This window comes from Acinetobacter sp. YH12132 (assembly GCF_013418645.1).
Lineage (GTDB): Bacteria > Pseudomonadota > Gammaproteobacteria > Pseudomonadales > Moraxellaceae > Acinetobacter > Acinetobacter indicus.
This window is the reverse complement of sequence record NZ_VPBR01000006.1, coordinates 1-25165: the sequence shown is the minus strand read 5'-3', so window position 1 is coordinate 25165 and position 25165 is coordinate 1. Positions and strand designations below refer to the sequence as shown.

Sequence of the window (25165 nt, the reverse complement as noted above, 5' to 3'; positions counted from 1 at the left end):
GATAACGAAAAAAGGTGCCTCATGAGGCACCTTTTTTATTCATTTAGGGTGAGTCGATGGCCGCAAGACTTTAATCATCTGCACGGCCGTCGCCATCACGATCCTGATTCAGCATGGTGCCATCACCATCACGGTCATTGGCCGTATCACACGCGCTTAAACCAAAGGCGCCCATCGCCAGTAAGATCATCAAGTATTTCATGGTACATCCCTCTTTTTTGCTGTTTTAAAAAATCACTGCGAGTTTTAGTAAGCCATGAAGCTCGGTTTCAGCATGTTGGTTTTTGTTATGAAGATGAATCTGCGCACAGCCGCTGGTTACGTTTGCTTCAATCACAAAAAAACGCATCCGGAGATGCGTTTTATAAATATATTGTTCTGATCTTGCAGTGTTTACCAGCCCAAGGCCTGTTGCTGCTTTTTGATCAGTTCCTGAATGCCCTGCTCGGCCATTTCCAGCATGGCATTACATTGCAGACGGGTAAATGGTTTATCTTCAGCAGTGCCCTGAATTTCAATAAATTCACCGGCCTGGGTCATCACTACATTCAGGTCAGTCTGGCAGTTTGAATCTTCTTCATAGCACAGGTCCAGCAATACTTCGTCCTGATACATACCCACAGAAATAGCAGCGACCAGACCTTTTAACGGGTCCTGTTTAATTTTTTTGCTTTCCAGCAGTACATTCATGGCATCGACCAGCGCCACCGCTGCACCGGTGATCGCGGCAGTACGGGTACCGCCATCGGCCTGAATTACATCACAGTCAATGGTAATGGTATTTTCACCAAGTTTTTTCAGATCGACCATGGCACGCAGGCTGCGGCCAATTAAACGCTGGATTTCCTGAGTACGGCCGCTCTGTTTACCCCGTGCCGCTTCACGGTCACTACGCGTATGGGTAGAACGTGGCAACATGCCATATTCTGCAGTTACCCAGCCCTGGCCTTTGCCTTTTAAAAAGCGCGGTACCGAGTTATCAATACTGGCAGTACACAGCACTTTGGTATGACCAAATTCAACCAAGACAGAACCTTCCGCATAACGTGTGTAATTACGGGTAATTTTGACATCACGCAATTGATCTAGGGTACGTTGGTCGATACGCATAAGTTGTCCTTATTTTGACTCAAATAAATTGTCGGCCAGTATAGCAGATGCAAGCGCACAGGTTTTGTCCCCGGGTCGGCTTTTACACAATCTCGCCACAGAAAAGCGGGCCCTGCACAGCCAATCCAACAGCATGGCTGCTGCCCGGGCCGATTCTGCTCTATAATAGCCACAGAGATGAATTTTTAAACAGTATCAGGGATGTGACATGTCGATTCGGGAAGAACGTAAGCAGCAAAGTCGTCAGGCCATTTTAGATGCGGCCCTGACCTTAAGTACTGCCGAGCGCTCTTTTAGCAGCATCAGCTTAAGGGAGATTTCCCGCCATGTCGGGCTGGTGCCAACGGCGTTCTACCGGCATTTTCAGGATATGGATGAACTCGGTGCAGAACTGGTCGATCAGGTGGCGCTGCATTTAAAAAGCATTCTGCATCAGCTGGGTCAGGCCTATTTATATCTGCCCAATGCCAAAACCCGGACCAGCGTCGAACTGTTTTTTCAAGCAGTGGATCAGCATCCGCAGCAATGGATTTTTTTAATTGCCGAGCGTTGGGGCGGCTCGGCCACGGTGCGTCAGGCCATTGCCCGGGAAATCGAGTTTTTAATTGATGATTTTGCCAATGACCTGAAACGGGTGGAAAGCGTGCAGCATTTTGAACATCCGGAAGACTTTAAAGTACTGGCCAATATTTTAATTAACCTGTCCTTTAACTGGGCCATGAGCTGGATCGGCCTCAGTCGCCAGTTTGAAGGCGAGGCTTTAAGTCAGCAGCAGCACCAGTTTACCGAGCAGACCATTATCCAGGTGCAATTGCTGTTTCGTGGTATCAGCCATTGGGAGCGACCAAACATCACAATGCATGAAACCGCAGCACTAAAAAACCCGCTTTAAACAGCGGGTTTTTAACATCATGTTGGGCTTTTATTTGGCTTTACGTTCTTTATCGACCAGGTAGTTCACCACCTGAATCACTTTGCCGTTATCGCCCGACACCACATATTTACCATTGACCACCACTGCCGGCACACCGGTCAACTGGTATTGGCGCGCCAGTTTATTGGCCTGTGCCACTTTAGAGGTAATCGCAAAAGAGTTAAACATGCTGTTGAACTTGGCTTCAGGAATACCGTATTTGACAAAGAATTTGGCCTGGGATTTCTGGTCAAAAATCTGCTGGCCTTTGTCATGAATGGCATGGAATAACGGCAAGTGGGTACGTTTACGGACGCCCAGTGCTTCCGACACATAATAGCCGCGCGCATTCATTTCCCAGACCTGGTTCATGGCAGCCGGAGTACGCACGAAGTTCACATCTTTTGGCAGCTTACGCAGCCAGGCTTGCATATGCGGCTCCAAGGTAAAGCAGTGGCCACAGCCATACCAGAAGAATTCACGGACTTCAATTTTACCCGGCACATCGACTTTGCCCGGATTGGCCAGTACGCGATAGTCTTGGCCTTCAACAAAATTGGCCGCCCATGCGCCACCTGAAATTGCAAACATTGCGGTTGCAAGGCTACCCAAAAGAAACTTTTTCATTGAACTTATTGTCCTCATAAATCGTTATGATTAGCTTATGCGAACACTATAAATCAATTATGCCGTTTTCGTTTTGCTTCTGTGAACTTTTTTACGGCTTTTATCGCTTTTTCCAGAATAAACGCTACACTAAACAGCATAGACTTTTTGAAATCATAATAACTTGATTGAGGTGACACCAATGTCGCAACTGAATGTTGATCCGCAAGAAATTGCCAAATTTGAAGCATTCGCAGCTATATGGTGGGATCAGCATTCTGAGTTCCGCCCTTTGCATCAAATTAACCCGCTCCGTTTAAACTGGATTGATGAACATTCAGGCGGACTGGCTGGCAAAAAAGTGCTGGATGTCGGTTGTGGCGGCGGCATTCTCTCGGAAAGCATGGCACGCCGTGGTGCCGATGTACTCGGAATTGATATGGGCGAGGCGCCGCTAAATGTGGCACGTTTACATGCCCAGCAGGAAGGCGTCGAAAATATTGAATATCGCCAGATTCCGGTCGAGCAACTGGCAGAAGAACAGGCTGGCCAGTACGATGTGGTGACCTGTATGGAAATGCTGGAGCATGTACCCGATCCAGCCTCAATTATTCAGGCCTGCCAGAAGCTGGTCAAACCGGGTGGCCATGTGTTCTTCTCGACCATTAACCGTAATCCGAAAGCCTATTTATTTGCGATTATTGGCGCGGAATATGTGCTGCGCATGCTGGCCAAAGGCACGCATGATTATCATAAATTTATCAAGCCGTCCGAACTGGCACACGATATTCGCAATGCCGGCCTGAAACTGAAAGATATGACCGGTTTGCACTATAACCCACTGACCAAACGCTACTGGCTGGCGCCCAATGTTGATGTCAACTATATGGTGCATACCCTGAATGAAGGTGGCCAATGAAAGCGGTTTTATTTGACCTCGACGGCACCTTAATTGATACCGCGGCCGACTTTATCCGTATTATTCAAGACATGTGCCGCGATAAAGGCTGTGACATTGTCGCCGCCGAGCAGATTCGCACCCAAGTCTCTGAAGGCGCACGCGCCATGGTCAAGCTGGTATATCCGGAGCTGGAAGTGGAAGACCCGGTCTTTTTAGGCCATCGCCAGCGCTTTTTAGACCTTTACGGCGCCGATATTGCGGTAGAAACCGACCTGTTTGAAGGCATGTATCCACTGCTAGAGCAGCTGGAACAGCAGCAAATTCCCTGGGGTATTGTCACCAACAAGCCACGCTGGCTCAGTGAAGCGCTGTTAAAAGCCCTGAACCTGACCGAACGCTGTGCGGTACTGGTCTGCCCGGAAGATGTCAGCAAGACCAAACCCGATCCGGAACCGATGTATCTGGCCGCAGCACAGCTGGGACTGGAACCGCAGCAGTGTATTTATGTCGGCGATCATCCACGTGATATTGATGCCGGACGCAATGCCAGCATGTACACCATTTTAGCCGCCTATGGCTATTTACCCTTACAACACAAAGATGACTTAACAGCCTGGCAGGCAGACTGTATAGTGAATAATGTCACAGAATTACATCAGGTCTTGCACCAGATGCTGTCACAGCAACAACAACATTCAATCACTTCATAATTACAGCAAAAAAACGGAGGTCGATCATGAAATATTCAGAATATCAACCTCGCCCTGATCTGCTCAAAGATCGCGTGATCCTGATTACAGGTGCGGGCGACGGTATTGGACGTGCAGCCGCGATCAGCTTTGCACTGCACGGCGCAACCGTTGTCCTGCATGGTCGCACCCTGAATAAACTGGAAGTCATCTATGATGAAATTGAAGGTTTAGGCGCGCCGCAGCCAGCCATTCTTCCGCTCCAGCTGTCCAGTGCGTCATCGCGTGATTATGAATTGCTGGTCGATACGCTCGACAAGCAGTTTGGCCGTCTGGATGGCATTTTGCACAATGCCGGCATTCTGGGTGAACGGACCGAACTGGTGCATTATCCGGCTGATGTCTGGGATGATGTGATGGCCGTCAACCTGCGTGCACCCTTTGTTATGACCCAGGAACTGCTGCCTTTACTGGAAAAATCGGCACATGCTTCGGTGGTATTTGCCAGTTCGGGCGTCGGTCGTGAAGTACGTGAGCGTTGGGGCGCCTATTCGGTGTCTAAAATTGCCATTGAAGCGGTCAGCAAACTGTTTGCCCAGGAAAATGTACATCCGAATATCCGTTATAACTGCATTAATCCGGGCGCGACCCGCACCGCCATGCGCGCCAAGGCCTATCCGGATGAAGACCCGAAAACCTTGCCGACACCGGAATCAATCATGCCAGCCTATTTATATTTAATGGGCGATGACAGTCTGCACATGAACGGCCAGAGTATTGATGCGCAGGATTAATGCCCTTGCTGTATCCATGAAGGAAGCCCTGTGCTTCCTTTTTTATGCCCATCCATAAAGCTGTAATTGCTCCCACTTTGCGTAAATATACCGGTTTGGGCTTAAGTCGGCTTGAATTTCAGCAAAATTTGCCGATACTAAAGCCCTGTTTCTGATTATCCCGAGATGCCCATGTCTGACTTTAGCAATATCACAGTAACGACCCATGAAGATGGCATGGTGTCTTTATTGATTAATGGTCAAGCCATTTCTGAAAAATACGGCATGAAATTTGAAGCCAGTATTCTCGATGAACTACAGGCACTCGAGACCGGGCAAAACCTGAAACTGTTTGACCAGTTTATCTTTTCGCATACCGATCTGAACTTTGAACATCACTACAGCTATATCACCGGTATTTATAAACAGGCCGAGGACTATGCCGTCTATAAAAACTTTGTCTACCGGATTCTGGTCGATGGCCAAGCCCCGGTCGAGCATGTGATTACCAAACAGGGCCAGCCAATGAGCGCCGAAGATGTACGCGAATTTATTCAGGCACATATCCAGAAGTCACTGACCGACTATACCGACCTGAAATATGCCTACTAAGCACATGCTTGAATCCAGGACCTGCGGGTCCTTTTTTATGCGCTGCTAAATTTTATACACTACCAGACCATAAATCGTATTTTTAAATCATTTTTATAAAATTATTCGGTTTTTCAAATTGAAACATCCGGCCTATACTGCGACTCAACCGCAATGAATCAATGAAAGGAGCAGCACATGGCCGACCAGCAACGTAAAAATGACATTATCCGTTCCATTGAACACTTACAACTGCCCGCCAGCTTATTGGCTGTACTTGAAGATGGCCAGCAGGCCGAATGTCTGGCCCATGCCATCGACTCCTTGCAGGACTTAAGCCAGCAATGGAACTGACTGCGGGCAGAATCCCGGCAATACGGGCTAGGCTTTTTGCGCCCAATGTTGTATAACCAGTTCACGTGACAACAGATAAGTCTTTCATCATCTGTTACTTTTCCAGCATAATATCCAAAATATCTCTGCTTTCGATAAAGAATTAACGATCTTTCTTCACAGTTTCTCTGCATTTTTTTCGTACAGTAAGACACAGTGAAATAAAAGACGATAAACGAGGTTTTTTCACATGAAAAAGATAGTGACAGTTATGGCGATCTCTTTCAGTGCGTTGCTGGCCAGCGGGATCACTGCGGCTGCACCTCAGTTTGACAATCCGGGACGCGGCTATGAACAGTCACGTCAGCACGGTCAGGGCAAAAAACATCGTGAATATCGTGAATCGAAAGAGGTTTATGAAAAACGCCGCCAGCGTGAAGAACGTGGCTATCAGCGTTTACAGCAGCATAAATGGCAAACCGGTTATGTGATGCCGCAGCATTATCGTGGCAATGGCTACAAAGTCGAATATAAAGAGCATAACCTGCCTAAACCGGACCGTAAGCAGCAATGGTATAAGGTCAATAATGACTATATTCTGGTCAATGCCGATACCCACAGTATTCTTAAAATCCTGTCTTTCTAAGCTGCACTCCAACCGTTTCAGTCCCACTCCTCGGTTGCCCAAACATCGGTTTGGGCTTTTTTATATCAGCAATTCTTCAAGCTGCTATTTTCGCTGTAGGGCAGATGCTAGCCGGCTTTCAGGCTCTCCGCTTTTTCTTCATGATTTTCACAATTCATCTCAATTGCTCTCATCCTTTATCTCAACTTTCTGGTTAATTTGGACGTATTCCAGAGATATACAGTTTGACTCAAAGGTAAGCGTCATGAAAAAAGTATTAACCACCATTGCCCTGTCTTTAAGTGCGTTTATGGCTACTACAGCCATGGCTGCGCCTGATCATCGTGATCATGACCGTCGTGCGGCAACCCACTACAAACATCAGGACAGCCGTTGGGACCGTGATCATAAACGTCCGGTTGTGCGCGTAAATCCGAGCCGTGACTGGCGTGTGGGCCAGACCTTACCGCGTGCCTATGACCAGTCCCGTTATAAAGTCAGTGACCGCGAAGCGCGTCGTTTACCAAACACCGGCCGTTATCAGCAGTGGTACAAAATTAATGGCGATTACGTGATGATCAACGAACGTACCAACCGGATTATTCGCATTATGGGCTAAGGGTTTCGTCTCATTTTCCCTTCCCTCTTTACACCTGAACCACCCCGTTCAGGTGTTTTTTTATTTTTTCAGCTTACGCCCCGGTATTTTTTGATTAGAATCCGCTATAAGACTTTTGCTTGATTGAGACCGGCATGCACCTGAATTCTACCGAAACATCACACAGCACAACTTTGCAATATGTGCACTGGTTTCGACATTCTGCGCCTTATATCAATGCCCATCGCAACAAAACCTTTGTGCTGATGTTTGATGGTGAAGCGGTCCTGCATGACAATTTCCAGCATATTATTCATGATATTGCCCTGCTGCATTCGCTGGGTATCCGGCTGGTACTGGTGCATGGTGCCCGCCCGCAGATTAACCAGAATTTACAGGCCAGCCAGATCGACACCCCGTTTCATCAGCAACGGCGCATTACCACCCGCGAATCGTTAAGCTGTGTCATGAATGCAGTCGGTTCAATTCGCCTGCAGATTGAAGCCCTGCTGTCGATGGGACTGGCCAACTCGCCGATGTACGGCGCCCGCATTGATGTGGTCTCAGGTAATTTTATTACCGCCAAACCCTATGGTATTCGCGATGGAGTCGATTTCCAGCTGACCGGCGAAGTGCGCAGTGTCGATACCGATGCCATTCAGCGTCATCTGAACAATCATAATATTGTCGTGCTCGGCCCGACCGGCTATTCCACAACGGGCGAAGTGTTTAATTTACTGGCTGAAGAAGTCGCCACCAAAACCGCGATTCGCCTGCAAGCTGACAAACTGATTTTCTTGGGCAAACAGCAGGGTTTACTGAATGAACAGGGACAGCTGCAACGTGAAATCCGCCCATCCCAGCTCAATCATTATATTGGTCTGTATCAGGCCAGCCAGCCGGAAATGGCCCTGCATTTACGCGGTGCACAGGATGCTGCCACTCAGGGCGTCAATCGCGTACATCTGATTTCCTATGCCTCTGATGGCGCACTACTGGAAGAGCTGTTTACCCGCGATGGTGCCGGTACCATGATTACCGATGCCCATTATGAAGAAGTGCGCACCGCCAATATTCAGGATGTCGGCGGTCTCATCAGCCTGCTGCGCCCGCTGGAAGAAGAAGGTGTGCTGGTCTACCGTTCGCGGGAACGGCTGGAAAATGAAATTGAACAGTTTGCGGTGATTGAACGTGATGGCACCATTCTGGCCTGTGCGGCGCTGTATCCGCTACCGGTCAGCGACAATGAACTGCGCTCGGCGGAAATTGCCTGCGTGGCGGTACATCCGGCCTATCGTAAATCCAATCGTGGCAGCCAGATTCTGCATTATCTGGAAGATAAAGCCCGTAGCCTTGGTATTCAGCAGCTGTTTATTCTGACCACCCGCACTGCGCACTGGTTTCTGGAACAGGGCTTTGAGCCGGCCAGTGTCGATGACTTACCCAATGCCCGCCAAGCCTTATACAACTACCAGCGTAATTCACTGGTCTGTAAAAAGTCACTCACCTAGTCTGTTCAAGGCCGGCTTTAGCTCAATTTGGCATATGCTTATCTGCAGCTGGCCCAATTCTGCTGCATCTGGTATTAGCAGGAATTAGTATAAGCTTATTCCTGCGCCTTCAATTTAATAAAAATATTTTAAATACAACTACTTAATATTTTAACTTTTAATAGATTATCCATTTTATAAATCAGATTTATGCATAAGATTTGCACATCTTTATTTATCTTTTTTCCTGATTAGAAATTCCTGATTTGTTATTTTTTTCGAAAAAGAAAAATCTTTAAGGTAGCTCTCATTCTCCACTTTTGAATTTTTTTAATTTCCGAGAGCAGGTATTTTCATGAGCAGCCTACGCCGTATTTTTTCCACTCAAAGCGCTATTTTATCTGCCGTGGTGGCGGGTGCCATGTCCATGACTGCCTGTAGCAGCCCCAAAGACGCCGACAACATTACCCTGAATATCGGCTTCCAGAAATACGGCATTTTACCGATTGTCAAAGAGCGCGGTGAACTGGAGCAGGCCCTAAAAGCCCAGGGTGTACAGGTGAAATGGGTAGAATTTCCAGCCGGCCCGCAATTATTGGAAGGTTTAAATGTCGGCAGTGTGGCCTTTGGTGAAGCCGGCGAAGCACCGCCCATTTTTGCGCAGGCAGCCAATTCCAAACTGGTCTATGTGGCCAACCAGCCTAAAGCGCCGCTAGCTGAGGCCTTAATTGTGCCTAAAGATTCGGCCATTCAGTCGGTGCAGGATCTAAAAGGCAAACGCATTGCTCTGAACAAAGGCTCCAATGTGCATTATCTGCTGCTGAAGCTGTTAGCAGCCAACCAGCTTAGCCTGCACGATATTCAAGTGGTGTATTTACCCCCATCCGATGCCCGCGCAGCCTTTGAACGTGGTTCGGTGGATGCCTGGGTGATCTGGGATCCGTTCTTTGCCGCAGCCGAACACCAGATTGGCGCACGGGTCATTGCCACCGGCGAAAATCTGGTCAGCAACCATCAGTTCTATCTGGCGGATCGTCAGTTTGCCGAACAGCATCCGCAGGTTCTAGACACCGTGGTGCAAAGCTTGAACAGCACCACGCAATGGGTGGCCCAGCATCAGGATGAAGCGGCTCAACTGCTGCAAAAACCGACCGGCCTGGATGTCGAGGTCTTAAAAACTTCAATTTCCCGTATGGGCTTTGGCGTACAGGCCATCTCTAGTGACGTGGCCAAAGAACAGCAATATGTAGCTGATGCCTTTTATCAGCAAAAGCTGATTCCACAGCAAATTCAGATTCAGGCGGCCCTGCTGAATACGCAGTCGACACAACAAGAATGAGGAATAAAAGATGCGTAAATTAACAACCTGGGCGCTGCTGGGCATTTCCACGCTGGGACTGGGTCTCAGCGGCTGCCAGAAACCGGAAGCCCACAAGGCGGTAACAGACAACAACTCAACTGAACAGGCGGTGAAAACCATTTCTATTGGCTACCAGAAATCTTCCTTAAATTTACTGGTGGCACGTGATGAAAAACTGCTGGAACAGCAGTTCCCACGAGCCAAAATTGAATGGAAAGAATTTCCGGCCGGACCCCAAATGCTGGAAGCCCTGGCCGTTGGCGCAGTCGATTATGGTTCAGTGGGGAATACCCCGCCCATTTTTGCCCAGGCGGCTGGCAAGGAGCTGAACTATGTCGGCTATGAAGTCTATGCCGACCATTCGCTGGCCTTAGTGGTGCCGCAGCAAAGTGCCATACAGACCCTGCAGGATTTAAAAGGCAAACGTATTGCCCTGCAAAAAGGCTCCAATGCCCATGAATTTCTGGCCAAAGTGCTGGCCAAAGCCAACTTGAACTGGTCAGATATTCAGCCAATCTGGCTGCCACCGGCCGATGCACGTGCTGCCTTTGACAAGCAGTCGATTGATGCCTGGGCCATCTGGGACCCGTTCCTGTCTGCGGCTGAACTGCATGGACAGGCCCGCCCGCTGATCAAGACCGGTGAGTTTGACCAGACCTATTCGTTTTATGTGGCCAATCCCAAATTTATTGCCGCACATCCACAGGCCACCACCGGCTTTCTGACGGCCCTGAATGCCGCGGATCAGTGGATTGTTAAACACCAGTCTCAGGCCCTAGAAATTTATCAGAAAAATACCGGCCTGGACCCGGCGGTCGCCAAAAACGCCTTTGACCGCCGCCTGAAACCATCACCGATTCAAAGCTTAAATCCGACGGTCATTCAGGCTCAGCAGAAAATTGCTGACCAGTTCTATCAGCTCAAGCTGATTCCAAAACCGATTGAGGTCCAGCCCATTGTCTGGACGGCTCCAACTGCAGATTGATGACCGAGTAATCCCATTGAAATAAAGGACGATAATATGAAAATTTTCTGGTTTATTCCCACCCATGGTGACAGCCGCTATTTAGGTACCAGCAAAGGTGGCCGTCAGGTCGATCATGCCTATATGAAACAGATTGCAGTGGCAGTGGACAATTTAGGTTATGAAGGTGTGCTGATTCCAACCGGCCGTTCTTGCGAAGATCCGTGGATTACTGCAGCCAGTTTAATTGATGCGACCCAGAACCTGAAATTTCTGGTGGCCTTGCGTCCAGGCGTGACCACACCGGCTTTAGCAGCGCGTATGGCGGCGACGTTTGACCGTTTATCTGGCGGCCGGGTATTGCTGAATCTGGTCACGGGTGGTGATGAACAGGAACTGAAAGGCGATGGTGTCTATGAAGATCATGCCACGCGTTATCAGACGGCTGCGGAATACACCACCATCTGGCGTGAAATTTTAACCCGCTCGCATACAGGTGAATCGTTCAGCTTCCACGGTGAACGCTTACAGGTCGATGAAGCCAAGCTGCTCTATCCACCAGTCCAGCAACCATATCCGCCGCTCTGGTTTGGTGGCTCTTCCGATGCAGCCATTGAGCTGGCCACCGATCAGGTCGACACCTATTTAACCTGGGGCGAACCGCCGGCAGCAGTAAAAGAAAAAATTGAAACGGTACGTGCCAAAGCCGCGGCCAAAGGCCGCAGTCTAAACTATGGCATCCGTCTGCATGTGATTGTACGTGAAACCAATAAAGAAGCCTGGCAAGCAGCCAACGCGCTGATCCAGTATGTCGATGATGCCACCATTGCCGCAGCACAGGCCAAGTTTAAAGCGATGGATTCCGTCGGTCAGCGCCGTATGGCTGAACTGCACAATGGCGATCGCAGCAAACTGGAAGTCTCCCCAAATCTTTGGGCAGGCGTAGGCCTGGTACGTGGTGGAGCCGGTACGGCACTGGTCGGTGACCCTGAAACAGTGGCGGCCCGTATTCAGGAATATGCCGACCTGGGTATTAGCACCTTTATTTTCTCCGGCTATCCGCATCTGGAAGAATCCATCCGTTTTGCCGAACTGGTGTTCCCGCTGTTGCCGCTGGAAACCCGCAAGAAACTGGCACAACCGAATTTGACCGGTCCTTTTGGGGAAATTGTTGCGAATAACTATGTCGCCGCAGACAGCCAGGCGAGCAAACAGCTGAAGGAGCCGGCCTGATGAGTAAAACCATTTCCCTGGAGCAGCTGGCAGAGGCCAAAGTTTCACGTGGAACATCATTTGGGCAGCGGGTGCTGCCCTGGCTGGTGCCATTATTACTGATTGCTTTCTGGCAACTGGCCTCAAGTACCGGCCTGCTGGAAAGCCGGATTTTACCGGCACCAACGGCAGTGGTTAGTGCCTTCTGGGGCTTACTGGTCAGTGGCGAGCTATGGCAGCACGTTCAGGTCAGTGCCGGACGTGCCCTCCTCGGCTTGTTGATTGGCGGTGGTTTGGGCCTGCTGCTTGGCCTGTTAAATGGCTCCTCCAAAACCGCCTCGACCCTGCTGGATACCACCTTGCAGATGATTCGTAATATTCCGGCTTTGGCGCTGATTCCGCTGGTGATTCTCTGGTTCGGGATTGATGAAACAGCCAAATTATTTCTGGTTGCGATTGGCGTGTTCTTTCCCATTTACATTAATACCTATCATGGCATTCGCTCGGTCGATCCACAGCTGATTGAAATGGGAAAAAGCTACGGCCTGAGCCGCTGGCAACTGTATAAGGAAATTATCTTGCCGGGTGCAATGCCTTCAATTCTGGTTGGACTGCGCTTTTCTTTAGGTCTGGTCTGGGTGCTGCTAATTGTCGCCGAAACCATCTCCGCCCAGTCCGGGATTGGCTATATGACTATGAACGCGCGTGAGTTTTTACAGACCGATATCGTGCTGGTTGGCATCCTGCTGTATGCCCTGCTGGGTAAACTGGCCGACGTACTGGCCGTGGCTTTGGAACGCTATTTACTGCGCTGGCATGCCGGCTACCAGAAATAAGGAGTGAGCGAAGATGAGTAATTTAATTGCTGGCTTGCATGCCGAGCACAGCAGCCCGAAACTGCGCAGCAATCCGGATATTCAGCCGCAGGCGGTGGCAGGTGCGGAAATCCTGATTGAACAGTTACACAAGTTTTATGATTCGGTGAAGGTGCTGCAAGACCTGGATCTGCATATTCAGCCGGGCGAATTTCTGGCCATTGTCGGACGCAGTGGCTGTGGCAAAAGCACCCTGCTGCGTTTAATTGCCGATCTGGAAAAACCAAGCTACGGCGAAATCAAATTTAAGTCGGCACGGCATATCCGCGAAGGCATTACCTCGGATGATATCCGGGTGATGTTTCAGGACCCGCGTCTGCTGCCATGGCGCAGCATCGAGCAGAATGTACAGCTTGGTCTGGGCAAAGACCAGTACGCACATGCCAGCGCCCTGCTGGAAAAAGTCGGTCTGAAAGACAAAGCCGGGCTATGGCCCTCGCAACTGTCTGGCGGTCAACGACAACGTACCGCGTTGGTACGTGCCCTGTCGCATCAACCGCGGATTTTATTGCTGGATGAACCTTTAGGTGCACTGGATGCCCTGACCCGTCTGGAAATGCAGAAGCTGATTGAACGGCTCTGGACCGAACAGGGCTTTACTGCCATTTTAGTCACCCATGATGTCAGTGAAGCGGTACAGCTGGCCGACCGGATTATTCTGCTCGATCGTGGTCATATTGCCAAAACCTTTCAGGTCAATTTACCGCGCCCGCGGCAAAAAAGTATTGCCTTTGCCGAACTGGAGCAGCAGGTGCTAGATGCAGTCTTGGCCACATGAGGATTAATTTTGGTCTGAGCCTGCCCCCGCAGCTTTACCCTTAAATTCCGGCTCAATTTAAGGGTAAAACTTCATCTCGGTTTATGAAACTTTTGTGACATAGGCCCGAATAGATGCAGGATTATTTCTATAAACTATGTCTTATATTTTGATTTAAAATAAAAGAATAAAAAATCTTTGAAATCAAGCCTTCAGTTATATTTTTTACCAGACTCAAAAAGTGTGCTTTATAGGGCTTAAATTTAACAATCCCGGGGAAATTATTAGTTAATCTACAAAATTCTGCTGCATTTATCATAATTTGCAATAGACGAGGATGCACAAAACTGATGATTTGACGTACAATTCGTGATTCCCCCTTTTCATTGTTTTTTAATTGCTAATGGAACAAAAAAAGAGTACTCAAAAACGACATCAGTTGCTGAACGCAGCACTCGACGTATTTTCCTTATACGGTTTTAATGGGGCGAGCTTAGATGAAATCGCTCAGATTGCAGAAATGCATAAGTCGAATATTTTCTATTACTATGAAAATAAAGAAGCGTTATATGTAGAAGTGCTGACCACTGTATTACAGAAATGGCTGGCGCCACTGCAAATGCTGGAAGCCGAGCTTGAACCTGAAGAAGCGATCACCAACTACTTATTGCAAAAGATTGAAGTGTCTCGCACCCAGCCAAAAGCTTCACGCCTGTTTGCGCTGGAAGTGATTCAGGGTGCCCCGCATATTCTGGAAATCCTGAAAGGTCCGCTGAAAAAACTGGTCAAGCGTAAAGCCAAAGTCATCAGCAACTGGCAGGAACAAGGCAAAATCTCCAAAGATATTGACCCTGAACTGCTGATTCTGAATATTTGGGCCCTGACCCAGAACTATGCAGACTTCGCGACGCAAATGGAAATGGTCACCGGCAAAACCCTGCGCAACCGCAGCATGCAGCAGCGCATTATCCAGCATACCGTGCATCTGATGCTTTATGGTATTGTGCCGCGTCCAGAACTGAATACCGCACCTCCCTCAGAATCAATCGACGATTGAGCATGATTTTGGCATACGACCATAGTTTGCTATGGTCGCCGAACTAAAAACCACTCTGCTGATATAACGACAATAATTTTTTCGCCCCCAGCAACAGATTTTCTTCCCAGTCCAGATGTGCCGTATCGTTGGCGCCATCGGTAATATATTTGACGGAAATCAGCCGTACATCCAGTTTTTTGCAGACTTTGGCCAGCGCATAGCCTTCCATATCCACCAGATTACAGGCCACTTTCGGTGTACCAGTTTCAAAGCTGTCACCGGTGCCACAAATACCAGCCGGTAAATGGGAAAAATGCTGCGGCAAATGAATTTCCGCCGGATGATCGTCATCCATGGGCGTCACTCCGACCTGAAAACCCAACGGCGATACATCCATATCACGCTGTACAAACTGGGTCACTTCCACCAGCTCATGCGCATTAAAATAGGAGCTGCCGGCCGTACCTAAATTTAACAGGGTTTTACAGCCAGTTTTCTGAATTACCTCAAAGGCTTTAAAGGCAGCATTAATCTTGCCAATACCACTATAATGCACCTCGATGCCAGCCTGTTCAAACAGACCTTTGGATTCACTCGGCAATGCCATAATTAAGGCCAGATCCGACATTATTGCTTCTCTACCGCAGTTGCTGGGAGCCACATTAGAAAGCAAAAGGCAGAAAAATAAAAGCTATCCCTGAAATGACAGGTCTTCCAACGACTCCACTTTTTTTCATATCTATGCAGCTTTTCAGTACTGGCTACGCGTTTCCATTTTCATTCGCTCCTGATAAAAACCCGCCAGTGCTGTGGCACCGGTCAAAAATGAGCAAGAAAAATTTTGCATAAAAACAGAACAACAAGACGAATGTGTGAGAATATGGCAATATATAGCCTTTCTTAATGTATAACGTCATTCTTTGCCCATGCAGCTCCTCCGTCTGAATGCTTTAGCGCCTGATTTTCAACTGGAAAAAACTGCCGTTACCATCGGTAATTTTGACGGCGTGCATTTGGGACATCAGGCCATGATTGCCCAGCTAAAACAGCTGGCAGCAGCCCAGCAGCTGAAAACCCTGGTGATGATTTTCGAGCCACAGCCGCTGGAATTTTTTAAAGGCTATGAAGCGCCGCCACGCATCAGCTCCTTAAGAGAAAAAGTCGAATACTTAACCGAGCTGGGTGTAGACTATATTGCAGTCGCCAAATTTGATAATTATTTCCGCAGCTTAAGCGCCGAAGCCTTTGCCGACATACTCAAATATAAACTCAATGCCCACAGTCTGGTGCTGGGTGATGACTTCCATTTTGGCAAAAACCGTCAGGGCAATAGCGAGTTTTTGCAGCAATACGGCTTTCAGGTCACCAACTTAAACACTATTCTGGCCGATGGTGAACGGGTCAGCTCGACCCGGATCCGTCAGACCTTGCAGGCCGGCAATTTAGCGCTGGCAGCTAAATTGCTGGGGCGCCCGTATAGCATTACTGGCCGGGTACAATACGGCGACCAGATTGGCCGGACCATTGATTTTCCAACCATTAATGTCCGTCTGAACCGGCATAAACCCTGCCTGAACGGGATTTATGGCGTGGAAGTGCTCTGTGAAACTGAATCCTTACAAGCCAAAGTTCAGGCAGAGAATCCGAACCAGCCGGGAATTGCCGGCTATGACCCGACCGCGCTGTTTGGCGCCGGTCATGTCGGCACCCGACCAGCCATCAAACAGGACCATCCGGAATGGCGATTAGAAGTACATTTCCCCGAGGTTTCTGCTAATCTGTATGGCCTGTTAATGCGGGTGACGTTCTTAAACTATTTACATGGCGAAAAGGACTATCCTTCGCTTGAAGCCTTAAAAGCTGGAATTGATGATGATGTGGAGAAACTGCTTGAGTTTCGCCGCAGCACCCCAAAATTCCCTTTTGAATAACTCACATTTTTACTGTAAAACGTGTCAGTCAAATGGCTGATTAAATTGGAAGACAACTTGCATGAGCGATAAGCAAACTCCTGAAAATGCAGTGGACTATAAAGCCACACTGAACCTCCCAGGTACTGACTTTGCAATGAAAGCAAACCTCGCAGTACGTGAAGCGAAATGGTTAGAAGAGTGGTATGCCGATGACATTTATCAGCAGATTCGTGCATCGCGTATCGGCAAGAAAAAATATGTACTTCATGACGGCCCTCCGTATGCCAATGGTCAAATCCACCTTGGTCACGCGGTCAACAAGGTCCTGAAAGACATCATCATTAAAAGTCGTGTCATGGACGGTTTTGACGCGCCATATGTGCCAGGCTGGGACTGTCACGGTCTTCCAATTGAACTGAAAGTTGAAGAAAAAGTTGGCAAAGTCGGCGTCAAAGTTGATGCTTCGACCTTCCGTAAAGCCTGCCGTGAATATGCCTACACCCAGGTCGAACTACAAAAGAAAGACTTTATCCGTATGGGCGTGTTCGGCGACTGGAACAACCCATACCTGACCATGAACTTCAAGCAGGAAGCAGATATTGTCCGTTCTCTGGGTGCCATTGCCAAAGCCGGTCATATCGAGCCAGGCCTGAAGCCAGTGAACTGGTGTCTGGACTGTGGTTCAGCGCTGGCAGAAGCTGAAGTTGAATATGAAGATAAAAAATCCGATGCAATTGACGTCGGTTTTACAGTGGTTGACTTAGCTGATTTGTCTGCACGTTTGGGTGTTGACGTTAAAGACTCAACCGATATCGTGATCTGGACCACCACCCCATGGACCCTGCCAGCCAACCAAGCCGTGGCATTACATGCCGAACTTGAATATCAACTGGTCAAGGCGCGTGGTGAAGAACAGGCCGAGCAAAACTTTATTCTGGCAAAAACACTGGTAGAATCTGCGACCCAGCGTTATGGCTTCAGCTCGGTTGAAGTGCTGGCCGAGTTTGCCGGTAGCAAACTGGAAAATCTGGTGCTGCAACATCCGTTAATTACTGAGCGTCAAGTGCCGGTGATTCTGGGTGAACACGTCACCGATGCCAGCGGTACAGGTGCCGTGCATACTGCACCAGGCCACGGTGTAGACGACTATAAAGTCGGCCTGCAATATAACCTGAAAGTCGACAACCCGGTGGGCGGCAACGGTGTCTATTTACCGACTGCGCCAATTTTTGCTGGTGAACATATTTATAAAGCCAATCCGCAAATTATTGCCGCGCTGGGCGAAGCCAACAAATTGTGGGCACATCATCCAATCAAGCATAGCTATCCGCACTGCTGGCGTCATAAAACCCCGATTATCTTCCGTGCCACACCACAATGGTTTATCAGCATGGATGCCAAAGGTTTACGCCAAGGCGCCCTGAATGCAATTGAAAACGAGATCAGCTTCGTGCCAGATTGGGGTAAAAACCGGATTCAGGCAATGATCGAAGGCCGTCCGGACTGGTGTATTTCGCGTCAGCGTACCTGGGGCGTGCCAATCCCGTTCTTCGTGCATAAAGACACCAACGAACTGCATCCACGTACCCCTGAACTGATCGAAGAAGTGGCTAAACTGATCGAACAGGAAGGTATTGATGGCTGGTATAACCGTGAAGCCAAAGACTTCATTGGTGATGATGCTGAACACTACAACGCCGTACGTGACACCTTAGACGTCTGGTTTGACTCGGGTACAACCCACTATGCCGTGCTGCGTGAACGTGAAGAGCTGCAAGATCCGGCCGATCTGTACCTTGAAGGTTCGGATCAGCACCGTGGCTGGTTCCAGTCTTCACTGCTGACCTCGATTGCGATCAATGAACGTGCGCCATACAAAGGCTTGTTAACGCATGGTTTCGTGGTCGATGAAAAAGGCCGCAAAATGTCGAAGTCACTCGGGAATATCATTACCCCGCAAGACATCATTAAAGACATGGGTGCAGACGGCTTACGTTTCTGGATTGCCTCTGCGGATTACCGTTATGAAATGACCGCCGGTAAAGAAATCTTTAGCCGTGCCTCAGACGGTTACCGCCGTATTCGTAACACGCTGCGTTTCTTGCTGGCCAACTTAAACGGCTTTAAACCATCGACTGATGCCCTGCCGGTGGATCAGCTGATTGCGCTGGATCAATACATCCTGCAACGTGCGTCTGAAGTACAAGAAACCATCAAGAAAGCCTATGAAGATATGAACTTCCATATCGTCACCAGCGCCTTGACCAACTTCTGTATTAATGACTTGGGTGGTTTCTACCTCGACATCATCAAAGACCGTCAGTACACCACCAAAGCGGACTCGCAAGCGCGTCATTCTGCACAAACTGCGCTGTATCACCTGGTACAGGCCTTTGTACGCTGGATGGCGCCAATCCTGAGCTTCACTGCCCAAGAAGCGTGGCCACTGATTCCTGAGCAGTCAGAGAAATATGTATTCACCGCTGAATGGTATGAGCTGCCGGTGGCCTCTGAAGCCAACGTGCTGGCTGAAAGCGAATGGCAGACTTTAATTGCCGTAAAATCTGCCGTGAACAAGTTTATTGAAGCGGCGCGTACTGCAAAAACCGTCGGTTCGAACCTGTCTGCCAAAGTGGAGCTGTGGGCCAATGCCGAGCTGAAAGCAGTGCTGGATAAACTGGGCGATGAACTGCGTTTTGTCCTGATTACTTCTCAGGTGATTGTGAATGAGTTTGATGCAGCACAAGGCGAAGCTTCTGATCTTGACGGTCTGAACGTGAAAGTCTCTGCCGCAGATGGCGAGAAATGTGTACGCTGCTGGCACGTCCTGCCAGATGTGAATACACATCCTGCACATCCAGGTTTATGTGGTCGTTGTATTATTAACCTCCCGACAGGCCAAGGCGAAGAGAGAAAATATGCCTAATCCACAACCGAAAAAGGGCTTATTCCAGTTCTATCCGCACAATTTGTGGTGGATCGGACTGTCTATTGTGGCGATTATTCTGGATCAATGGACCAAATGGATTGCAGTCACCCATCTGAATTATGCAGATCCGGTGCCTGTGCTGCCCTTTTTAAATTGGACATTACTGCATAACTATGGCGCAGCCTTTAGTTTCTTGTCCGATGCGGGTGGCTGGCAACGCTATTTCTTCACCTCACTGGCAGGTTTGGTCTCCGTGATCTTTGTGTTCTGGCTGATGCGTATGCCAAAGAACATGCTGGTATTACCGCTGGCCATTGCCCTGATTCTGGGCGGGGCCATTGGTAACCTGATTGATCGGGTCGCTTTGGGCTATGTGGTCGACTTTATTCATGTTTACTACAACAACAGCCACTTCCCTGCCTTTAATATTGCAGATAGTGCCATTACCTTAGGCACCATCTTGCTTCTTATTGATACGTTTTTCCTGGAAAAACACCGTATTCAACGTGCGCAGGCGCAACATGACTGAATTTATCAATCCGAACGAAGACACCCGTATTGAAGCGGGTTCTAAAGTTGAACTTCATTTTTCTGTGGCCATTGAAAGCGGGCCGGAAATTGACAATACCCGTAGCCGTGCCGAACCGGTCAGTCTGGTGATGGGCGATGGCAGCCTGTTACCGGGTTTTGAAAAAGCCCTGTTTGGCTTGCGTGCTGGTGACCGTCGTACCGTGAGCCTGCCACCAGAAGAGGCTTTTGGTCCATGGAACCCGGAAAATGTCCAAACCTTTGACACCGTCAAGTTTGAACAGCGTCCGGTTGAAGGCCACATGATCGAGTTTGAAGATAAGGCCAAACAAAGCCTGTATGGCGTGGTCAAATCGGTCAATGATGACATCACCGAAGTCGACTTTAACCATCCACTGGCCGGTAAAGACATTACCTTTGAAGTGGAAATCTTTAAAGTCACCCCAGCGGGCCAGCAAGGCATTCAACTGAAATAAAAGTTCCACATTTTTGAAAAGCTCCTTCGGGAGCTTTTTTTTATGCCATGTTCATGAGGCAGATACAAACTGACTCTATTCAGGCTAACGCAATTCACGTTAATTTGATCCCTACAGCAAAAACAACACAGGATAAAACATGAATATTCAGATTATTGTTGGCAGTGTACGCGAGGGACGTACCGCCATTAAAGTCGCACACTGGGTACAGCAGGCCATTAAAAGCTATAACTTTAGTACCGTGCAGACCGAGCTGGTCGATTTAAAAGAATGGAATTTACCCCTGTTTGCCGGTCCGAATCCGCCGCTAAGCGGTATTTATGACCAGCCGCGTCAACAGGAATGGGCCGACAAAATTGCCCAGGGCGATGCCTTTATTTTTATCAGCCCCGAATATAACCATGGCTATAGCCCGGCCTTGAAAAATGCGTTGGATTATTTGGGCAAAGAGTGGCAAGGCAAACCGGCGGCTTATATCGGCTATGGTGCCACCAATGGATCACGCTCGATTGACCAGATCCGTCAGGTCGGCACCCAGCTGGGACTGATTGACAGCAATGCAGTGGTGGAAATCCGCGATATTTTTAGCCGTAACCGTAGCGAAAGCTTTGAACCGAATGAATTTGATGACAAGACTCTGAAACAGGTAGTCGACAAGCTGATTCAATATGTCAGCTCATAACGGCAGCAGCCCTGTAAGCATTTTCTTACAGCAGCTGTGGTGAACTGCGACTAGGGTGCGGCGCGCTTTCATTTTATAGTACCTACATACAGAGACAGGAGGTCTCTTAAATCAAAACAATAACAATAAAAGCAACAACAGCAGGATGCTGATCGGTACGACAGGAGTTATACCGGAATAATGAATCCAGAGAAGCCCGGACAGGATGTTCGGGCTTCTTTTATTTCAGTCCTTTATTTTCTGGTTGGTGTGGATGATGCGCTATTTTAAATCAATCGCTGTTGTACGCCTGAGCGTACAGTACTTGTCGGGTTTTGCGGCTGGTTGGTTCTGATCGCCTGACGTATATTAAAACCATACCGGGACAGGAGGTCTCGTTGCATAAAACAATAATCATAAGCCGCATGCAGGATGCACGCACAGATATAACAGGAGTGATATCTGAGAACTGAATCTAAAAAGCCCCGACAGGACGTCGGGGCTTTTTATTATCTGTGAATTCATTATTTGGCTGTCATTTTCAGCAAGCTGGCGCCTTTGCCATCTTCAATGACCCATAAATGACCGTCACGCGCTTCAATCACCCCGCGAATACGCTGTTTCATGTCCAGCCGTTGTACTTCACGTACCGGTTGAGCCTGGGTATCAATCACAATAATCGCCTGCGACGACAATCCTCCGGCAATGGCCTTATTTTTCCACTGTGGAAACTGATCGCCACGGTAAAAGATTAAACTCGAAGGTGAAATAACCGGGGTCCAGTCCAGTTCTGGCGCTTTAAATTCTGGCCGGGTCGCATGATCCGGAATTGGCTGACCACTATAATGATCGCCATTGGACACGATCGGATAGCCATAATTGGCGCCTTTTTCAATCCGGTTCAGCTCATCTCCGCCTTTGGGTCCCATCTCAATCACCCACAGCTGCCCCGCCGGGTCAAACGCCATACCTAAGGGATTACGATGCCCTAGGCTCCATACCTGTGCCGCAATCTGGCCCTGAACGCGGAACGGATTATCTGGCGCAGCGCTGCCATCTGCATTTAAACGTAAAATTTTCCCTAAATTGGAGTTCAGGTCCTGTGCCGGATCGAACTTTTGTCGCTCTCCCGAACTGACCCACAAATAGCCGGCCTGATCAAACAACAGCCGGTGAGCATAATGCCCCTGCCCCGGAACTTTCGGCACTTGGGCCCAGATCTGCTGTATATTTTTTAGCTGTGGCTGAGCCGCATCTTTTAAATCCAGCTCGGCACGTGCCACCACCGCACCATAACCACCCGTGCCGGCTTCTACATAACTTAAATAGACCCAGCGATTCTGGGCAAACTGTGGATGCAGCGCGACATCACCCAAACCGCCCTGCCCGCCATAAGCAACTTTGGGGACACCTTTAACCTCAAGCAGCAGTTTATTGCTCGGGTTAAACAATTTGAGTCGTCCACGCTTTTCAGTAATTAACAAGCGGCCATCGGGCAGCTCAGCCATCGCCCACGGTTCCTGTAAGCGCGCCACCCGTTCCAGCTGATAAGACTGGCTGGTCTTGCTAGTTTCACTGCTTTGGGCGGCTTTTGCTGAATTGGCAGGCTCGGTCTGGGCATTACATCCGGTGGTTAATCCTGCGATGAGCAATGCCGCAGGCCAGGTCAAATATTGTTGTAGTTTTGCCATGACATTTCCTAAAACAGAACAGACAATACTTTGATTGTAGCCCAAAGCCAGTTTTGACCAAGAACACTTGCGTAACCTGCCGGACTTTGTCCGTTTTGGCTTACACCGAATGAAGGCAATTGAGGCTAGGAGCAAACCCAGAATTTTCGTATTCTAAATTCATCAGGAAACAGGATGTTTCCCAAACGGAAAACAACAATAATTAGTTTGCGCACCAGGATCGTGAGGTACGACAGGAGTTATACCTAAAGCACGAAATACGAAGAAACCCCGTCAGGATGATGGGGTTTCTTTTTATCTGTGGTTTTTGTTTTCTTAATGCCATAAAAAAAGCCCCCAATCTATGGAGGCTTTTTTCATTTAATACCAATTAGGCTTTGGCAATCGCCGCTTTGCCTGCTTTAATCTGTTCTGCTTCATCTTCACTCATGATCAGCGCCACGGCAATTGCGGTAATCAATACCGGTAAACCGACAGCAATAAAGTTGAAGTGTGCTGGCAGGTTCATACCGAGTAAGCCACCAATCAGGATTGGTCCAACAATCGCACCCATACGGCCAATTGCAGATGACCAGCCAATTCCGGTTGAACGTACTGCCAGTGGATAGTATTGCGCCACATAACTATACAGCAACATTTGTGAACCGATTGACGCCGCACCCGCCAAGAATACCAAGATGTACAGCAAGAACTGGTTTGACTGGAAGCCCATCAGACTCATCACAATCGCGCCCATAATCCCCAGGAACATCAACACCGGTTTCAGATGGAAACGGTCAGCCAGAATACCACCGCCGACAATACCAACCACGGCACCCACGTTCATCACCATCATGAACATCAGACTATTGTCCATTGAATAGCCTGCCGCCATCATCAGTTTAGGCAACCAGCTGCTTAAGGCGTACATGGTCAGCAAGCAGGTAAAGAACGCTAACCAGAACAATAAGGTGTTTAACGCACGGCCACGTTTGAACAGGCTTACCACGTTGGCTGCTTCCGGCACATCGACCTGATGCAGTTCAAATTTGGTTTCATTGCTAATCTGCACTTCTGGGGCCAAGCGGGCCATGATTGGACGCGCCTGTTCCTGCTTGTTCTCTTTCACAATAAACATCAGCGATTCAGGCAGGAATTTCCAGATAATTGGCAACAGCAACAGTGGAATACCGGCAATAAAGAACATGATTTCCCAGCCAAAGCTTGGGGTTAACCAGGCACCCAATAATGCTGCCATCACACCACCCACTGCATAACCACTAAACATGGTGGTCACCAGCGTACTACGCATGTTCTTTGGCGCGTATTCAGAGGTTAAAGCCACCAGGTTAGGCATCACCCCACCAATCCCTAAACCGGCCAGGAAGCGCAAAATACCGAATTCTGTCGGATTAGAAGCAAAGCCACCTGCGAAGGTTAGACCACTGAATAACACAATACAGATCATGATGACTTTTTTACGGCCAATTTTGTCGGCCAATGAGCCGAAAATCATGGCACCGAACATCATCCCTGCCAATGCAGTACTGGCCAGCATACCGGCTTGCACCGCACTTAAGCCCCACTCGTCCATTAATAAAGGCAATACCACACCATTAATGGCTAAATCATAACCATCAAATAAAATGATCAGTAGACACCATGCCACTACATTAAAATGAAATGGTTTAAATTTTGCGTGATCAATGACATCATTTACGTTAATAGTTTGATGTGTCATTCCTCACCTCCTGTGAGTCTGTGTTTCAGTGAACTTCCATAGCAACCCATAATGAAGACCCTCATTTCGAGCCTTCTTCATCCACACTTTGCTAGTGGAGTAGATGGTGCAACTTTCACACAATTTACAGAAAATAAGAATTGAACATTAGTCTACAATCCTATTAATAATTAAAGTTTTATATATTATTCTCATTAGACATAAGTTTTATTTTGCTTTATTAAGCACACAAATTTTCTGCATAAAAAAATCCCCCTGCTATTTAAGCTCGGGGGATTTTGAATTAATGAGCTGGCGATGACTTACTCTCACATGGGTAACCCCACACTACCATCAGCGCTAAGAGGTTTCACTTCTGAGTTCGGGAAGGGATCAGGTGGTTCACTCTTGCTATTGTCGCCAGCACAACTG

General features: G+C 48.5%; 26 protein-coding genes and 1 rRNA gene. 20 read left to right on the top strand and 7 right to left on the bottom strand.

All coding sequences use genetic code 11. The features are described 5' to 3' along the window. Nucleotides 1-70 precede the first annotated feature (70 nt). Both FTU67_RS14205 and rph read right to left on the bottom strand, forming a co-directional pair. Nucleotides 71-202 carry a hypothetical protein gene (locus tag FTU67_RS14205; protein ID WP_005180959.1) on the bottom strand — a complete coding sequence of 44 codons (132 nt, stop codon included), beginning with the start codon at nucleotides 200-202 and terminating at the stop codon, nucleotides 71-73. 191 nt (nucleotides 203-393) lie between these two features. Then, entirely contained in the window at nucleotides 394-1110 is a 717-nt protein-coding gene (gene rph / locus FTU67_RS08300; RefSeq protein WP_005180961.1) for a ribonuclease PH, read from the bottom strand. 208 nt (nucleotides 1111-1318) lie between these two features. Between rph and FTU67_RS08295 the strand changes: the two genes are divergently transcribed. Continuing rightward, on the top strand, nucleotides 1319-2002 hold the full coding sequence (locus FTU67_RS08295) for a TetR family transcriptional regulator (RefSeq protein WP_075175030.1): 684 nt from the start codon (nucleotides 1319-1321) through the stop codon (nucleotides 2000-2002). Nucleotides 2003-2032: 30 nt separating this feature from the next. Here the strand turns inward: FTU67_RS08295 and FTU67_RS08290 are convergent, their stop codons facing one another. Beyond that, on the bottom strand, nucleotides 2033-2650 hold the full coding sequence (locus FTU67_RS08290) for a thiol:disulfide interchange protein DsbA/DsbL (protein ID WP_016658685.1): 618 nt from the start codon (nucleotides 2648-2650) through the stop codon (nucleotides 2033-2035). Nucleotides 2651-2831: 181 nt separating this feature from the next. Here FTU67_RS08290 and ubiG point away from each other — a divergent pair, with 181 nt between their 5' ends. From ubiG to FTU67_RS08220, 14 genes are all read left to right on the top strand, one after another. Further along, nucleotides 2832-3548, top strand: a complete 717-nt coding sequence (gene ubiG, locus FTU67_RS08285; RefSeq protein WP_005180969.1) for a bifunctional 2-polyprenyl-6-hydroxyphenol methylase/3-demethylubiquinol 3-O-methyltransferase UbiG — start codon at nucleotides 2832-2834, stop codon at nucleotides 3546-3548. Beyond that, nucleotides 3545-4240 carry an HAD family hydrolase gene (locus FTU67_RS08280; RefSeq protein ID WP_075167943.1) on the top strand — a complete coding sequence of 232 codons (696 nt, stop codon included), beginning with the start codon at nucleotides 3545-3547 and terminating at the stop codon, nucleotides 4238-4240. Before ubiG ends, FTU67_RS08280 begins: the two co-directional genes overlap by 4 nt. Nucleotides 4241-4266: 26 nt before the next feature. Next, nucleotides 4267-5013, top strand: a complete 747-nt coding sequence (locus tag FTU67_RS08275; RefSeq protein ID WP_005180975.1) for a YciK family oxidoreductase — start codon at nucleotides 4267-4269, stop codon at nucleotides 5011-5013. Between the two features lie 171 nt (nucleotides 5014-5184). Beyond that, on the top strand, nucleotides 5185-5604 hold the full coding sequence (locus tag FTU67_RS08270; protein ID WP_005180979.1) for a hypothetical protein: 420 nt from the start codon (nucleotides 5185-5187) through the stop codon (nucleotides 5602-5604). Between the two features lie 177 nt (nucleotides 5605-5781). Beyond that, nucleotides 5782-5937: a hypothetical protein gene (locus FTU67_RS08265; RefSeq protein WP_005180980.1), complete on the top strand. Its 156-nt coding sequence runs from the start codon at nucleotides 5782-5784 to the stop codon at nucleotides 5935-5937. Between the two features lie 229 nt (nucleotides 5938-6166). Next, nucleotides 6167-6562, top strand: a complete 396-nt coding sequence (locus FTU67_RS08260; RefSeq protein ID WP_005180983.1) for an RcnB family protein — start codon at nucleotides 6167-6169, stop codon at nucleotides 6560-6562. 244 nt (nucleotides 6563-6806) lie between these two features. Beyond that, complete coding sequence (locus tag FTU67_RS08255; RefSeq protein ID WP_005180985.1) at nucleotides 6807-7160, top strand: RcnB family protein; 354 nt, start codon at nucleotides 6807-6809, stop codon at nucleotides 7158-7160. A 134-nt stretch (nucleotides 7161-7294) separates the two neighbouring features. After that, the gene (gene argA, locus FTU67_RS08250) at nucleotides 7295-8650 is read left to right on the top strand and encodes an amino-acid N-acetyltransferase (RefSeq protein WP_016658680.1); all 1356 of its coding nucleotides are present in this window, start codon (nucleotides 7295-7297) and stop codon (nucleotides 8648-8650) included. A 334-nt stretch (nucleotides 8651-8984) separates the two neighbouring features. Next, nucleotides 8985-9968, top strand: coding sequence for a sulfonate ABC transporter substrate-binding protein (locus FTU67_RS08245; RefSeq protein ID WP_180047368.1), 984 nt, complete (start codon nucleotides 8985-8987; stop codon nucleotides 9966-9968). Between the two features lie 10 nt (nucleotides 9969-9978). Beyond that, the gene (locus FTU67_RS08240) at nucleotides 9979-10974 is read left to right on the top strand and encodes an aliphatic sulfonate ABC transporter substrate-binding protein (protein ID WP_160240812.1); all 996 of its coding nucleotides are present in this window, start codon (nucleotides 9979-9981) and stop codon (nucleotides 10972-10974) included. A 36-nt stretch (nucleotides 10975-11010) separates the two neighbouring features. Continuing rightward, nucleotides 11011-12186, top strand: a complete 1176-nt coding sequence (ssuD, locus tag FTU67_RS08235) for an FMNH2-dependent alkanesulfonate monooxygenase (protein ID WP_016658677.1) — start codon at nucleotides 11011-11013, stop codon at nucleotides 12184-12186. Further along, on the top strand, nucleotides 12186-13001 hold the full coding sequence (gene ssuC, locus FTU67_RS08230; RefSeq protein WP_160240810.1) for an aliphatic sulfonate ABC transporter permease SsuC: 816 nt from the start codon (nucleotides 12186-12188) through the stop codon (nucleotides 12999-13001). Before ssuD ends, ssuC begins: the two co-directional genes overlap by 1 nt. A gap of 13 nt (nucleotides 13002-13014) precedes the next feature. Beyond that, the gene (locus tag FTU67_RS08225; protein WP_180061625.1) at nucleotides 13015-13818 is read left to right on the top strand and encodes an ABC transporter ATP-binding protein; all 804 of its coding nucleotides are present in this window, start codon (nucleotides 13015-13017) and stop codon (nucleotides 13816-13818) included. Nucleotides 13819-14200: 382 nt separating this feature from the next. Next, nucleotides 14201-14854: a TetR family transcriptional regulator C-terminal domain-containing protein gene (locus FTU67_RS08220; protein WP_005181018.1), complete on the top strand. Its 654-nt coding sequence runs from the start codon at nucleotides 14201-14203 to the stop codon at nucleotides 14852-14854. A gap of 43 nt (nucleotides 14855-14897) precedes the next feature. On the opposite strand, the gene FTU67_RS08215 is transcribed toward FTU67_RS08220, so the two are convergent. Next, nucleotides 14898-15464 carry a hypothetical protein gene (locus tag FTU67_RS08215; protein WP_005181021.1) on the bottom strand — a complete coding sequence of 189 codons (567 nt, stop codon included), beginning with the start codon at nucleotides 15462-15464 and terminating at the stop codon, nucleotides 14898-14900. A gap of 298 nt (nucleotides 15465-15762) precedes the next feature. Between FTU67_RS08215 and ribF the strand changes: the two genes are divergently transcribed. From ribF to FTU67_RS08190, 5 genes are all read left to right on the top strand, one after another. Then, nucleotides 15763-16767, top strand: a complete 1005-nt coding sequence (ribF, locus tag FTU67_RS08210; RefSeq protein ID WP_016658673.1) for a riboflavin biosynthesis protein RibF — start codon at nucleotides 15763-15765, stop codon at nucleotides 16765-16767. A 61-nt stretch (nucleotides 16768-16828) separates the two neighbouring features. Then, nucleotides 16829-19675 carry an isoleucine--tRNA ligase gene (gene ileS, locus FTU67_RS08205; protein WP_104472324.1) on the top strand — a complete coding sequence of 949 codons (2847 nt, stop codon included), beginning with the start codon at nucleotides 16829-16831 and terminating at the stop codon, nucleotides 19673-19675. Continuing rightward, nucleotides 19668-20207, top strand: coding sequence for a signal peptidase II (gene lspA, locus FTU67_RS08200; RefSeq protein ID WP_005181030.1), 540 nt, complete (start codon nucleotides 19668-19670; stop codon nucleotides 20205-20207). Before ileS ends, lspA begins: the two co-directional genes overlap by 8 nt. Beyond that, nucleotides 20200-20682, top strand: coding sequence for a peptidylprolyl isomerase (locus FTU67_RS08195; RefSeq protein WP_005181033.1), 483 nt, complete (start codon nucleotides 20200-20202; stop codon nucleotides 20680-20682). The genes lspA and FTU67_RS08195 overlap by 8 nt, the downstream gene beginning before the upstream one ends. Nucleotides 20683-20821: 139 nt before the next feature. Beyond that, the gene (locus FTU67_RS08190; RefSeq protein WP_005181039.1) at nucleotides 20822-21364 is read left to right on the top strand and encodes an NADPH-dependent FMN reductase; all 543 of its coding nucleotides are present in this window, start codon (nucleotides 20822-20824) and stop codon (nucleotides 21362-21364) included. Between the two features lie 503 nt (nucleotides 21365-21867). On the opposite strand, the gene FTU67_RS08185 is transcribed toward FTU67_RS08190, so the two are convergent. The 3 genes from FTU67_RS08185 to rrf all read right to left on the bottom strand — a co-directional run bounded on the left by FTU67_RS08185 (nucleotide 21868) and on the right by rrf (nucleotide 25158). After that, on the bottom strand, nucleotides 21868-23034 hold the full coding sequence (locus FTU67_RS08185) for a PQQ-dependent sugar dehydrogenase (RefSeq protein WP_180061624.1): 1167 nt from the start codon (nucleotides 23032-23034) through the stop codon (nucleotides 21868-21870). Nucleotides 23035-23404: 370 nt separating this feature from the next. Continuing rightward, nucleotides 23405-24754, bottom strand: coding sequence for an aromatic acid/H+ symport family MFS transporter (locus tag FTU67_RS08180; RefSeq protein ID WP_016658670.1), 1350 nt, complete (start codon nucleotides 24752-24754; stop codon nucleotides 23405-23407). Nucleotides 24755-25043: 289 nt separating this feature from the next. Beyond that, a 5S ribosomal RNA gene (rrf, locus tag FTU67_RS08175) occupies nucleotides 25044-25158 on the bottom strand. Nucleotides 25159-25165 lie beyond the last annotated feature (7 nt).